This is a genomic window from Neobacillus niacini (assembly GCF_019749295.1).
GTDB classification, from domain to species: Bacteria; Bacillota; Bacilli; order Bacillales; family Cytobacillaceae; genus Neobacillus; species Neobacillus niacini_D.
Genome location: NZ_JACWFG010000026.1, coordinates 19,320 through 32,473 on the forward strand (window position 1 = coordinate 19,320; position 13,154 = coordinate 32,473).

A 13,154-nucleotide genomic window follows, 5' to 3' on the forward strand; every position below is an offset into this window, starting at 1 on the left:
CTTTATTTATAGTAATTTCTAAGTAAGGCCAACTCCGATATATTGAACACCCGCAGCTTCATAGGATGACTTATCGAACACCCTTCGGCCATCAACTAAAATTGGTTCTTTCATTAATTCCTTGAATTCCTGAGGAGATATGTTGATATAATCTGGCCACGGAGTAACAAGTATTGCAGCTTCGGCATCTTTAAGGGCATTTTTGTAATCAACAGAGTACGTGAGGGAATCATTTTGGGGGATGTGCTTTTTGGTATTATCAATAGCTATTGGGTCAACACCGATTACCTTTGCCCTTTTTGCTAAGAGTCCTTTAATGATTGCAAGGCTGGGCGACTCCCGAATATCGTCGGTTTCTGGTTTGAATGAGAGTCCTAAAACCACTATTTTCTTATTTTCTAAGGTACCGAGAATACTATGCAGTCTTTCAATAAGCCTGTAGGGTTGAGCTTCGTTTATTTCTAACGTGGCTTGAATCATAGATGGCGAATAACCCATCTCTTTACTAAACGCAGAAAGTGCTTGAACATCTTTGGGGAAGCAACTGCCCCCGAAGCCGCAACCAGCTCTTAAATAACTGATCATTCCTGGGTTTATTAATTGATTATTCACTCTTGGATTGAACCTTTTATCTAAGGTTACTCCTTCTAAAACTTCTTTCACATCAACACAGCTAACCTTTTCACAAATTACTGAGACTTCGTTGGAATAGGATATTAGCGTTGCAAGAAGTGCATTCGCCGTATATTTAATCATTTCAGCGGTTCTTAGATTTACATTTATGATTGGTGCATCAAAAAAATCCTGATAAACTTTCTTCATCGTTTCAAAGCTTTCTTGATCATAAGACCCAATCACAATTCTGTCAGGGAACATAAAATCTTCAACGGCCTTTCCTTCTCTTAAAAACTCAGGATTCATGGCCAGCCCGAAATCACCTGCTTTTTTCCCACTTGTATTTTCTAAGATGGTTTTAACCAGAGAATCTGTGGTTGTAGGAATGACAGTGCTTTTTACACATATAACATGGTATGCTTTTTTTTCATTTAATACATTTCCAATCTCTTGTGCAGCGGATTCAATATAACTTAAATCAATCTTTCCATCTCCAAAAGGAGTTCCCACAGAGATAATCGAAATATCTGTATTCATAACTGCACTTTTCAAATCCGTTGTCGCAGCTAAGTTCCCTTTTTCAATAACCTTACATAACAGGTCTTCCAGCCCTGGCTCATAGATAGGTGACATCTTGTTGTTAATCTTATTTACTATCTCAGATTGCTTATCAATACAGATTACTTGGTGACCTTTTGAAGCAAGACAAACTCCTGTTACAAGACCTACGTACCCTGTTCCAATCACTGAAATTTTCATTGTTCATTTTCTCCCATGTAAACTTCTATATACCAATCTTTTAGTCTGACAAGCCCGTTCTCTAAATTCACCGTTGGTACAAATCCTAGCAGTTTTTTTGCCTTGCTTAAATCCGGACATCTCCGCTGAGGGTTATCGATCAGATACTTATCATCGTCACTTTGCTTATACTCAATTTCGACCCCGCCAACCAATTTTCCAATTAGTTTTGATAGATCTAACATTGATATTTCTATTTCATCATTCCCAATGTTAAAAGCTTCACCGTCATGTTCGGAGAGAAGAGCTAACATGAACCCTTTAATCGCATCAGCTATATAACAAAAGCTTCTTGTTGGTTTCCCATTGCTTAACAAGGATATTTTCTTATGATGTAAGGCGTCATTAAAAAAGTCTGGAATAACCCGTTTATCATCGATTCTTAGCCCCGGTCCAAATACGTTAAACGGTCTTACTACTTTCACAGGCACCCCGTATTGCTGATAGTAATTTACACAAAGTGTTTCACCAAGTCTTTTAGACTCATCATAACAAGCTCTTGGTCCGGTACAAGAAACATTCCCATTATAGGTCTCAGGTGTTGGAATGAATTCAGGAGCAGGATTACCGTAAATTTCACTTGTCGAAAAAAACAGGAAACTTTTCACTCCTTGGTTTTTGGCGAAATCTAACAGATTCTTTAATCCCAATACGTTCGTTTCAATCGTTTCAATAGGGTATTGTCTATAAAAGGTTGGGGAGGCGATACTGGCTGCATGAATAATAAAATCGACTTTCTTATCTAATTTCAAAGGAAGGACAATATCTTGGTTAATAATTTCAAAGTATTGATTATTTTGAAGGTGATGGATTCTTTGAGGGGCTGCAGAAATATAATTTTCAATACAAATTACATGACATGGTGCCTCAAAGAGATTTTTATTACAATAATCAATTAAATCAAGGAAGTATCCTCCAAGAAACCCTCCCCCTCCACTGATTAGGAGGGTAGATGCCTCAAGACTTTTTAACTTCTTCCCCAATTCATTACTAATGGACTTAATATCTTCCTTAATAACATTACTCAGTGTCATAACACGGATCACCTCGTTGTTCCTATAAATTTATGTTTATTCTGCTTATACCAAGTTATTGTTTTGGCAATCCCTTCTTGGAGACTAATCTTTGGCTCCCACTTTATATGATTCCGAATCTTTGATATATCCGGTTGTTGTCTCCATACTTCATTTTCTCTATAAGGCAGTGCCCCATAGTTTGGCAGTTTGCTTGAGGGCATCTCATTATTAATCATATCTACGAAATATTTCAGTTTGTGAATATCACCACTTGCAATATTATAGATTCCATTTTTCGTGGCATTATTTTGAGATGCTAAAACAAATCCGTCAACGACATTTTCAATATAACAATAATCCCGATATTGTTCACAAGGAGTCAAATTCACTTGTTTGTCCTCTAGCATGGATAAAATTATATAGGGAAAGAACTTGTGGGAGCCTTCTTTTTCACCAAAAACACCAAATGGTCTTAGTGTGACTAAATCAATATCATAGTTAACTGCCATTTGGTGGGCAATGATGGTGGCTGACGCTTTTGTACTTCCATAAATACTGTCTGGCTCTAATAAAGCGTCCTCCTGAATAATCTTCTGTTTATTGCCATACTCCATACAAGTACCTACATTAATAAACTTTTTACATCCGATATTTTTCAGTGAATGAATCAAATTCATGGTTCCAAAAATATTGGCCTGTGCAGCCTCAAAAAAGTCCTTTTGTCTTCCATCGACGCCATATGCACCACAGTGGAAGATATAGTCTGGCTTTATTTGCATCACGGTTTTGGATAGTAAATCCAAATTCCTTAGATCTGTTTTATAAATGTCTATATTCTTTTGAAATTCATCCAGTCTCCATAAGTCGGAGGACTCCCTAACAATAACAGATACTTCTGCCTTTTCTTTTACCAATCTTTCAACCACATGGGATCCTATGAAACCATTTGCCCCTGTTATTAAAACCCTTTGGTTATTAAAATTTGTTTCCATCTTAACCTCCATACCAAGGCATATTCTATGTCCAAGGCATATATTTTTGTCTTACGTACCTCTAACCACTTGAAGGTTCTGTATCTGAATAACAAAAGCTCTATTGCTCTTACAGTGCTTATTCTGGATTTAGCTTTATCCACTAGACAGGCATTATATGTTTATGCAGTAGAAATATATATGACATTACTAATTTACCAATCTACAGAAAATAGGTACATGTTTATGAGGTAACGTGTACAGTTCACAAGAAAATAAGTGATGCACTAATTTCATTAATGTGGTTCTGGTCTGCCCACAGAATAAAGTAATTATATTTTGTTCCTTCTATTAAAACCGGCGTCGGATACCGAACAATTAATGCTGCTTGGTTTCTCATTTCTATCGGCTGGTCTTGGGAAGGATAAATGAAGCAGGCTGGCTGGGAATGAATTTGTGTGTGTTGGATGCGCGGCTGGGTGCCGTAAGGATTTAGTTGGTGGAATGCTTCATTCTTGCAAACGACATCTATGGATTGGTCAGAGAGAATAGCTGAAATCTGGAAAAAGCCATCATCCCCTTCGTATCTTTCTTCGTTAACTCGCTGCCAATGCGATGGGTATTGGAATTGTACTTTATATAAAGTGTTGGTATAGGTTCTGTTGTGTGATGAGATTGGTAACGGTGACCATTGCAATGAGGTAATCGTTCCACCATCTACTAATCGAATGGGAACAGGATGGGTTACATCAAGCAGCCAGATTTCGCTCGATCCACCTTGTGCGTTACAGCCTGAAAGATAAGCAATCTTCTTGCTGTCAGGCGACCAAGTCACTGGTGTGGCAAAGCAATTTGAAATGGCTTTGGTTTGGTCGTTCATCCCTTGTTTTCCCGTTGTTCTTATCAATGAGAAATTGTTTTCAAAAGCGGTTGCACTATAGGCGATGGCAGCAGAATTGGGTGACCAGGCTGGAAAGAAATTTTTCGCTAATGGTCCGCCCTCTATTTCATATACATTTCCATTTGAAAGATTTACGGTATAAATAATGGAAATGCTAGCACCCGGGGTTGTATATAATGCAAATGTTCCATCAGGTGATAGACGAACATTGTTAAGCCTTCCGCCTGTATTTCGGGTGATTTGTACTTTATCCGTTCCATCCGTTTTTATCCGGTAAAGCTGGCTAATACCCGCTGCATCACCCGCTTGAAAAAGGATTTCTTCACCGCTCGGAAACCATTGTGCATCCGTTGCAGCTGGCTGATTAATCAATTGAGCTCGATGGGCAGACACATTGTAAAGAACCATCCCGTTTTGTTTAGAATAAACAAGTTCTTGGCTACTTGGAGACCAATCTATAAAAACACCCAGCCCATCTGAAAACTGATCAATCTGAGCAACATTATTTTCAGCTAAGTTCACAACGTTTAGGATTCCATTTTTTCCAACAAAAGCGATTTTGGTGTTATCCGGTGACCAGAACGGTGTCGAATAGGATTCACCAAGACCGGTGGTTATTTGCTGGTTCACACCATTATTAGGATTATAGAGCCATATATCATAACTCCCCGTTCTGTTCGATGTATAAGCAATCAATCCGTTGCCACCAGGGGGAGCGTACGGAATAATCAGCTTCTGTCCTGGAAAAATGTTGGTAGAGGAAAGGTTATTTACCTCCATAATTAGCTCGTAATGAATATGCCCTCCTATTTTCACATTAAAGCGACTGGCTATCTGGAATAGTGTATCACCTGTTTGAACCACATAATATGGGACACCAGGTGGGACCTTTAGCAGCTGTCCAACCTGAATGATATAGGGGTGCTGAAGTTGATTCGCCTGTATGATGACGGATGGTGGAATCCCAAAATTTCGAGCAATTTTATAAACAGTATCTCCTGGATTCACGCGAATGACATCTACGCCAGGTGGTACGGAAAGCTGTTGCCCAACAAAGATTGTATTGGGTGATGCAAGATTATTTGCTGCAATCAACGACTCCGTTGGAAGTCCCCAGCGTCTAGCAATCTGATAAAGTGTATCACCTTGGCGTACGGTATAAAATAGTTGCATAAACAAACCTCCTATCTGTTCGTTTTTGTTTTGATAAAAAATCTTACAATCTGGTATTACCAAACCTCCTGTATTCCCTCAATGAATCCCTGACTGTACAAATAAAGAATAGGCATTCATCCTCATGCCTATATGCTATTCAATAACACATATAGAGTTTCGTTTATTGAATAACAATTGCATGAAAAATAACATGGCAGGGATACCTTTTCTCAACAAAAAAGCGTTAATCCTTCTTGGACAAACGCTCTTGCAAAAAATTTCCTATTCATGAAGAACCCTTCAACTAAGACCCTAATAGTTTGGACATATAATACTCATCAACATATTCTCCGTTAATCACTAATGAATGTCGTTTTGTTCCTTCGATTTCAAATCCCATTTTTCTATATAGACGTATTCCTGCTTCATTATGAGCGACAACACTTAATTCCAAACGGTGAATTTGGTGCACCATTGCCCACTTCTCTAATTCTTCAAATAGTTTAGTTCCTATCCCCAGTCCTCTATATTGACTGAGGATCCCAATAACAAGATAGACGGAATGTTTGTTTCTTTTTGCATATCCGCCTATTACAATTAGGTATCCGATTAAATCAGCATTTTCTTCTGCTACAAAAATAGTAGAATTCCCCTCTTTTTTCATAGCTTCAATTCTCTTAGCCTGGTGTTCCGTCTCCAAATTTCTTTCCCCTGCTTCAAATAGCATATACTGGGACTCGCTCTCAACCTGCTTAATTAATCTTACTAATCCTTCAGCATCCCTACTATTGACTTCTCTGAGTAACATTTAAATAACCCAATCCTTTATTTTAAAATTATGTATAGAATTATCGCCCCAACAACGAGTATCCCACCTATCGTTGGACTTCCATAAAATGTTCGGTTCCAACCATCATCCGTATCAATTTTGCTTTTCTCTTCATGATCCTTTTTCAACGAGTTCACCACCGAAAGGCAACTAACTTATCCAAGTCTCTGTAGACTCTTTCATTTTCCATTTTCCTTCTTTAAATTGTATCGTAGTTTCTACCCCAATGGCTCCTTTGGCAGAGCGAAACTTTGAAGTTTCAAAGTGCACCGTGTTAAACCATTTAAAATTTATTTTTTCAATTTTTAGTAGGACCCCATCCTCTAACCCCATTTCCTCAAGATTATATAATCCTTTTTTCTTTAATTCTTCCAATGAAGCTTTTATTACTTCTACTTTATATCTTTCCTCAAGAAAGCCTTGAATTTCTTTTACTTCCAGGTCGGTATATCTTTCAATATTATTAAAATCTAAAGCGATGTAATTAACATCGCTGCTTAATGCCTTATCTTTTTCCATTAGCGATTCTAATGCGATAGCGGTTATTTCTCCTAAATGTTCTTTTGGATTATTTTCATTCGAACAAGCTCCTAAAAATACAACAAACAATAATAAGCAACCTATTTTCCTCATACTACCCCCTGTTAGTTAATATCCATATTTTCATAGACATCTTTCTTATATTCCCTGCTTAAATACGTTAGCTTTGTTTATGGAGTGGAATTTTGAATTCATTCAGTAAACCCTTGATTTCCTAAATATTAATAATATTCTACAAATTGATAAAATCCCCTTCACAATGACTTTAATTTGGCAGAACCATGTCAAATTATCGTTTATTTAAGGAAAATTTAATGTTTACTTTAGAATCCTTTTATATCTTCCTATTAAAATAGGTTTATAGAAAAGATTAGATCATCAAAAAAGGAGTAAATTCAAATGACACATGCACACTTAACATCACTGGTATTATCACTAATTTTATTAATCATCATTGTGGTTCTCCAAAGCAAAGGTAAAAATATTAAAGTATGGCATATGGTGCTGCGAGCTACCTATATTCTTATCATTATAACCGGTGGTGTTCTCTTCTTTGCTGCGTATTCCATTCCAGTCTCTTATTATTTCAAATCAATTCTAGGTATTGTTATGATTGGGTTTTTTGAAATGGTTATCGTCCGCAAACAAAAAGGTAAACGAACAGACATCTTCTGGATTGCATTTTCTATCGTCTTGGTTATCCTCTTTGTACTCGGATTCAATCTCCCACAGGGTTTTGACCTTATCAAATGAAAAGAGTGTTTCACGGTATCATACCGTTGAAACACTCTTTTTTACTTTTTCACTATTTTAGAAAATATTCCCCTGTTCAAACATATCCTAAATAACTTCGTGTGTAATTTGGCATTACAGTTCAGCCATTCGAATCGTATTTCCCAAATAAATCCGTAACTGCTCCTGTGACCGTTCAAATAAATATCCCTTGTATTCCAGACCCCAAATAAGTAGAAAAATTATCCAAATTTGGATTGACAACCATAATGTATTAACCATATAATACACACATAGTGTATGAACCATTTAATACACACACTCAGATGGTGTTACCTAATAGGTTGTATAGGAGTTGTTACGATGAATGTAAATTTTAATAATCGTGATCCGGTCTATCTTCAGATTATTCGTTATTTCAAAGAAAAAATCGCAGTCGGTGAATTGGCCCCTGGAGAGGAAATCCCATCGAGGCGCGAATTGGCAAACAAGTTAAAAGTAAATCCAAATACCGCGCAGCGAGCGTATAAGGAAATGGAGGAACAGGGTTTGATTTATACGGAGAAGAACCATCCAAGTAAAATCACTACTGATATAAAGGTTTTAGGTAAAGTGAGAAATGAGCTGCTTGATGAGGCAGTTGATATGTTTGTGACATCTGTTCGTTCTATTAATGTACCTGTCGAGGAGCTGCTTGACTTGGTTAGGGTAAAGTACAGTGCTAACGACGATAAGGAGGCTTAAACATGATAGAAGTAAAAGCAGTTGAAAAGAATTACGGAAGCAAGAAAATCTTAAAAGGAGTATCTTTCACAGCAAACAAAGGTGAAATCACTTGTTTAATTGGAATAAATGGTGTTGGGAAGACAACGATTTTAAATGCAATTATGGCACTTACCCCTATTAATAGCGGGCAGATTTTAATAGGCGGAGAACCGATAGATAAGCATACTTTCGAAAAAATCACTTTTATCCCCGACGCTATTACGATGCTTCCACACATGACAATAGCAGAGGCAATGGAGTTTATGAATGACTTTTATACTGGTTGGAATCAAAGACGCGCAACCGAATTATTAGGCTTTTTTAGATTAAATCCAAGTGACAAAATTTCCTCCTTATCAAAAGGAAATACAGCAAAGGTTAATCTGCTACTGGGTTTGGCACTGGATGTAGATTATGTTTTAATGGATGAGCCTTTCTCAGGAATTGACATGTTCAGTCGAGAGGAAATTGCAAATGTATTTACAAGTCATTTGATTGAGAATCGGGGCGTAATCCTTACGACACATGAAATTGGAGATATTGAACATTTAATAGATAAAGTTGTTCTACTAGATGATGGAATGGTCACAAAGGAATTTAATGCCGAAGAAGTACGTGAAACTGAGGGGAAATCTGTCATTGATGTGATGAGAGAGGTGTATCAGAGATGAAAAAATACATAAAGCTCTTAAACTTCGAATTTAACCGTATAGCAAAACTATTTGTAGTCTTACTAGGTATCACATTTGTTACCCAGATTATAGGAGTTATTGTCGTATCAAAAAATTATTTAAACATGGCTAATGAGCAAATTTATGATGAGAGGATAAATAAGGTACAGTTCCTTGAAACCTATGGTCAAATGAGCTTTTTACAGGTTGTTAGAAGCCTATGGTTTGTTGGTCCAATTGCATTGTGTTTGGCTGGTGTTGCTCTCTACATCTTTCTTATTTGGTATCGTGATTGGGTTGGAAAGAATACCTTTATCTACCGGTTATTAATGCTCCCAACAACAAGATTGAATATTTTCTATGCGAAGATTACCACTATCATGATTATGACAATTGGTTTAGTCTCATTTCAACTCATTTTTCTACCTATCGAGATTCTGGTTATGAACAGTATGGTGCCAAATGAATTTAGAGCGGATTTGTCTGTGGTAGAAATTGTGACCAGTATTCTTGAATTATCTATCATCATTCCTGGTAGCGTCGTTGAACTTATCTTATTTTATGGAGCAGGATTGTTGGTTGTATCCATTCTGTTTACAGGGATCTTAATGGAAAGAAGTTTTAGGTGGAAAGGAATTTTTGCTGGCCTAATTTATAGCGCTTTAGCTGTAGTTATATTGATTTCGCCATTACTTTTACAAGAGTTTGTTCTAAATGGTTATTTCTATCCAAGTGAATTGCTGGTGCTTGAAATCGTAATGGGATTGATTGTTCTCGGAGCAACAATTTGGATGAGTGGATTCTTATTAAGGAAAAAGATCACCGTATAAGGAGTGTTTAATATGAAAAAGTACTGGAAATTCGCCGCAACCATCGTGGTTATTGTGCTTAGCATTGGAACTTACCAAGTTAATTCTGCTAAGTCAGCGAAACAATACCCAGAGTTTGTGATTAAAACATTAAGTGGTGATGCAAATGAGATTAAGCCATTAGTGTTGGAGGGTGCTTATACCGATACTACTGCTATGAATTATGTGAATACGAACTTAAAAATCGCCTCGGACGGATCTACGTTCACGAATCGTTCATTTCTAAATCAGGTAATCGGGCAGCCTCCGACTATGATTAAGGAATTACAGGAAGAATATCGGACCTTCATGCGCGGTAAAACCTCACAGGTTAGCTCGTTTTTTGAGGACAATCAAATACTCGCTTATGCTGATATAGATTTTAATATGGGTTCGTTAAGATTACGTGATTTTAAGTTTGATATATCAGTATTAAGCAAAGTTGATGGTCATACAGAGTCCTTCACGGTGGAAGTTCCAGATAGTGGAGAGTTAGAGGATGTATATGTGGAAGATATCCAGATGATTGAGGGTGAGTTAAACCTTATCACTCAAAACATCAGGGAAAACAATGATGACTTTTTTGATGAGAAACATATCTATACCATTGATATGGCTAATCAGAAAATAATCAACCATGAAGCTATTATTAAGGTTCCCCATGGACAGGATGATAAAAGTTTCGACGTACAATTAATTAGAACAAGCCCCAAAAAAGCAAATGAACATCTTATCATTGTGAAAACGGAAAGAAAAGTAATTAAAGATGCGGAATCCATAAGAGAAGAAGTAATCAATCAGGAAATCCTTTCCTACAATTTAGCAACAAAGAAAAAAGAAAGAATTACTGTACCAGACTTACGATTGGACGAGAATCAACTTAGCTTCTTTGATGGTTCTACCATTTATTTCATGACATTAGATGGAGTTGGACAGAAGCTTGTGGTAACTCCTTATAGTTTAGCAGACAATCAGATTGAATCAGCATTTAATCTCCAACTATTCGGTGAAAAGGATATTGTATATGGTCAAATGACAACCGTAAAAGACGGGAAACTTTATGTTGCTTCTTCACAAATGACTCCTAAAATAAAGGCCGATGTAATCGTGGCGGATGCCCGTTCAGGTGAAACACTATTTAAAGGTCAATTAGCTTTAGAAGGTTCACCCAAAGAAAAGGCAAATTTTGAGTTATATATTAATGAAATGTACGTGAATTAGATGATGAGCTAAGAGAGGTTTTTCCTTACAAAGTGTGAAAAATAGGATCCCTCAAAGGTCAGGCACCACAAAATGATATTCCTCCATTATGTGGTGCCCTTTATATATTTAATCCCTGTAAAAAAAATCCGATATTATCAAATCTATCAAATTATATTTCTACCTTCATTTTTATTAAATCGTTTTTTCAGGATGTTATTTAATATTTCTGAACCCCAGAACATCCACCCTACGAAGTCAGAGATAGCCTATCTTAATAACAGCTTAGTTCCCTAGTTCACAAATTTTTCTTTCCCTTTCCAATAGTCTTTCCGTAAATGTACCTTTTGTATTTTACCTGAAGCGGTTTTTGGCAGTTCATCTACAAATGCAACCTTTGTAGGAGCCTTAAAATGTGCAAGACGGGTTCGAGAATATTCAATTAGTTCCTCCTCAGTAACAGCTGCGCCTTCACGCAACACAACGATTGCATGTGGAGTTTCACCCCATTTTTCATGCGGAACCGAAATAACAGCAACCTCTAAAACTTCGGGATGATCATAGAGAACACCTTCCACTTCAATAGAAGAAATATTTTCTCCTCCACTAATAATGATATCTTTTTTTCGATCAGCAATTTCAATATTCCCCTCTTCATCTACAATCGCCATATCGCCAGTATGGTACCAACCATCACGAATTACCTCATCCGTGCCCTCTTGATTATTCCAATATCCTTCCATTACTCCATTACCTCGAACAATCACTTCACCTAATTCCTTGCCATTTTGCTTAACTTCATCTCCAGACTCATTAACAACTCTTACATCACTACCGATAAATTCATAACCTGCTTTTGCCTTTATCCGATACTTTTCTTTATTTGAAAGGTGTTTCTGTGTTTCACGGATGATAGAAGTTGTAATGAGTGGTGATGCCTCAGTCATGCCATAAACCTGGATGAATTCCCATTTTAATTTTTCTTCTACACGTTTTACAAAAGCTGGCGGCGGAGCTGAACCTGCAATAACAATGCGAATATCCTGAGGTTGTGGGCGGATCTCATTTTTTTCTGCATATTGCAATAAACTATTAAGTACGGTTGGAGCCATATGCATGACTGTAACGCCATGATTTTCAATTTTCTTGAATATTTCCTCTGGATTCACTTTTCTTAGACAGACTTGAGTGGAACCGTTTGCAGTATAGTAAAACGGTGATCCCCAGCCGTTTACATGAAACATTGGTAGAATATGAAGTAAAACATCAGTATCTGATACCCGTAAATGATGCATAGTTGTTAATGCATGCAAATAATTACTTCTATGCGTTAACATAACACCTTTTGGTTTCCCTGTTGTTCCACTAGTATATAGAAGTGTCGCAAGGTCATTTTCATCCATTTCAGGACGTTCTACTGGGTTTTTACTATAACGCCCCAGCCATTCCTCATAGGCAGTTATTTCTTCACTGCTTGTTTCTAAGCCATGTACGATAATTTTCTCTACAAAAGTAAATTTTTCACGAACGGGTTCAATAAGATGCAATAGATCTTCGTCAACAAACAGAACCTTCGTTTCGCTATGATTTAAGATGTAGAGATAATCTTCAGGTATTAAGCGGGTGTTAAGTGGAACCATAACAGCCCCCAATTGCAGAACTCCATAAAATCCTTCAAACATTTCAGAGGTATTTGGTGCAAGATAGGCTACTCGATCTCCTTTTCCAATTCCAGTTTCACGCAATCCTCGTGAAAGCTGGTTAACTCTCCCATTCACTTCAGAGTATGTATAGACCTTTTCATCATCCATTATCCCCGTTTTCTTCCCATACAATTTTACAGCCCTGTCCAAAAATTGAGGCAATAGCATTGGTACGTACATTTTCATTTCCCCCTATTTGAAAGTGTTTTCCAAAAGCACACCAATAAAAAGTAATGTTCCTTATGTAGTGAAACTTTCCTAAGCAGCCATTAATAAATAATTCGCCTTTTTTCTTTAATTTACCTTCCAAATTTTCCAATAGTTGGACCCAATAAAAAATGTTTGTTGCAGGTATTATTGCTCATCGATCAAAAGGGAAAATAAAAAGATGATACCATGCTAAGGCATCA

At 37.0% G+C, this 13,154-nt stretch carries 13 protein-coding genes; 5 read left to right on the forward strand and 8 right to left on the reverse strand.

The genetic code is table 11. From position 1 onward, the window contains the following. Window positions 1-18 precede the first annotated feature (18 nt). The 7 genes from H0184_RS24990 to H0184_RS25015 all read right to left on the reverse strand — a co-directional run bounded on the left by H0184_RS24990 (window position 19) and on the right by H0184_RS25015 (window position 6,918). Window positions 19-1,374 carry a UDP-glucose dehydrogenase family protein gene (locus H0184_RS24990; RefSeq protein WP_221829797.1) on the reverse strand — a complete coding sequence of 452 codons (1,356 nt, stop codon included), beginning with the start codon at window positions 1,372-1,374 and terminating at the stop codon, window positions 19-21. Then, entirely contained in the window at window positions 1,371-2,447 is a 1,077-nt protein-coding gene (locus H0184_RS24995; RefSeq protein ID WP_221829811.1) for an NAD-dependent epimerase/dehydratase family protein, read from the reverse strand. The genes H0184_RS24990 and H0184_RS24995 overlap by 4 nt, the downstream gene beginning before the upstream one ends. An 8-nt stretch (window positions 2,448-2,455) precedes the next feature. Continuing rightward, entirely contained in the window at window positions 2,456-3,421 is a 966-nt protein-coding gene (locus H0184_RS25000) for an NAD-dependent epimerase/dehydratase family protein (protein WP_260631785.1), read from the reverse strand. A 244-nt stretch (window positions 3,422-3,665) separates the two neighbouring features. Beyond that, entirely contained in the window at window positions 3,666-5,474 is a 1,809-nt protein-coding gene (locus H0184_RS25005; RefSeq protein ID WP_221829828.1) for a LysM peptidoglycan-binding domain-containing protein, read from the reverse strand. Window positions 5,475-5,760: 286 nt separating this feature from the next. Next, window positions 5,761-6,264 carry a GNAT family N-acetyltransferase gene (locus H0184_RS25010; protein WP_221829829.1) on the reverse strand — a complete coding sequence of 168 codons (504 nt, stop codon included), beginning with the start codon at window positions 6,262-6,264 and terminating at the stop codon, window positions 5,761-5,763. Window positions 6,265-6,281: 17 nt separating this feature from the next. Further along, entirely contained in the window at window positions 6,282-6,413 is a 132-nt protein-coding gene (locus tag H0184_RS27880; RefSeq protein WP_260631786.1) for a hypothetical protein, read from the reverse strand. A 22-nt stretch (window positions 6,414-6,435) separates the two neighbouring features. Then, window positions 6,436-6,918, reverse strand: a complete 483-nt coding sequence (locus H0184_RS25015) for a peptide ABC transporter substrate-binding protein (RefSeq protein ID WP_221829832.1) — start codon at window positions 6,916-6,918, stop codon at window positions 6,436-6,438. Window positions 6,919-7,224: 306 nt separating this feature from the next. On the opposite strand from H0184_RS25015, the gene H0184_RS25020 reads away from it, so the two are divergent. The 5 genes from H0184_RS25020 (at window position 7,225) to H0184_RS25040 (ending at window position 11,062) form a co-directional block, all read left to right on the forward strand. Further along, a complete protein-coding gene (locus tag H0184_RS25020) occupies window positions 7,225-7,578 on the forward strand; it encodes a DUF1516 family protein (RefSeq protein ID WP_221829835.1) in 354 nt (117 codons plus the stop codon). A gap of 342 nt (window positions 7,579-7,920) precedes the next feature. After that, window positions 7,921-8,301, forward strand: a complete 381-nt coding sequence (locus H0184_RS25025) for a GntR family transcriptional regulator (RefSeq protein WP_221829837.1) — start codon at window positions 7,921-7,923, stop codon at window positions 8,299-8,301. 2 nt (window positions 8,302-8,303) lie between these two features. Next, window positions 8,304-8,993: an ATP-binding cassette domain-containing protein gene (locus H0184_RS25030; protein WP_221829840.1), complete on the forward strand. Its 690-nt coding sequence runs from the start codon at window positions 8,304-8,306 to the stop codon at window positions 8,991-8,993. Beyond that, window positions 8,990-9,823, forward strand: coding sequence for a hypothetical protein (locus H0184_RS25035; protein WP_221829851.1), 834 nt, complete (start codon window positions 8,990-8,992; stop codon window positions 9,821-9,823). Before H0184_RS25030 ends, H0184_RS25035 begins: the two co-directional genes overlap by 4 nt. A 12-nt stretch (window positions 9,824-9,835) precedes the next feature. Continuing rightward, window positions 9,836-11,062 (forward strand): hypothetical protein, encoded by a 1,227-nt coding sequence (locus tag H0184_RS25040; RefSeq protein WP_221829853.1) that lies wholly within the window; start codon window positions 9,836-9,838, stop codon window positions 11,060-11,062. Window positions 11,063-11,334: 272 nt separating this feature from the next. On the opposite strand, the gene H0184_RS25045 is transcribed toward H0184_RS25040, so the two are convergent. Next, window positions 11,335-12,924: a long-chain-fatty-acid--CoA ligase gene (locus H0184_RS25045; protein ID WP_221829855.1), complete on the reverse strand. Its 1,590-nt coding sequence runs from the start codon at window positions 12,922-12,924 to the stop codon at window positions 11,335-11,337. Between the last annotated feature and the right edge of the window lie 230 nt (window positions 12,925-13,154).

Coding starts and splice junctions, on each gene's coding strand:
- H0184_RS24990 (WP_221829797.1), bottom strand. CDS start 1,374: ATGAAAATTTCAGTGATTGGAACAGGGTACGTAGGTCTTGTAACAGGA.
- H0184_RS24995 (WP_221829811.1), bottom strand. CDS start 2,447: ATGACACTGAGTAATGTTATTAAGGAAGATATTAAGTCCATTAGTAAT.
- H0184_RS25000 (WP_260631785.1), bottom strand. CDS start 3,421: ATGGAAACAAATTTTAATAACCAAAGGGTTTTAATAACAGGGGCAAAT.
- H0184_RS25005 (WP_221829828.1), bottom strand. CDS start 5,474: ATGCAACTATTTTATACCGTACGCCAAGGTGATACACTTTATCAGATT.
- H0184_RS25010 (WP_221829829.1), bottom strand. CDS start 6,264: ATGTTACTCAGAGAAGTCAATAGTAGGGATGCTGAAGGATTAGTAAGA.
- H0184_RS25015 (WP_221829832.1), bottom strand. CDS start 6,918: ATGAGGAAAATAGGTTGCTTATTATTGTTTGTTGTATTTTTAGGAGCT.
- H0184_RS25020 (WP_221829835.1), top strand. CDS start 7,225: ATGACACATGCACACTTAACATCACTGGTATTATCACTAATTTTATTA.
- H0184_RS25025 (WP_221829837.1), top strand. CDS start 7,921: ATGAATGTAAATTTTAATAATCGTGATCCGGTCTATCTTCAGATTATT.
- H0184_RS25030 (WP_221829840.1), top strand. CDS start 8,304: ATGATAGAAGTAAAAGCAGTTGAAAAGAATTACGGAAGCAAGAAAATC.
- H0184_RS25035 (WP_221829851.1), top strand. CDS start 8,990: ATGAAAAAATACATAAAGCTCTTAAACTTCGAATTTAACCGTATAGCA.
- H0184_RS25040 (WP_221829853.1), top strand. CDS start 9,836: ATGAAAAAGTACTGGAAATTCGCCGCAACCATCGTGGTTATTGTGCTT.
- H0184_RS25045 (WP_221829855.1), bottom strand. CDS start 12,924: ATGTACGTACCAATGCTATTGCCTCAATTTTTGGACAGGGCTGTAAAA.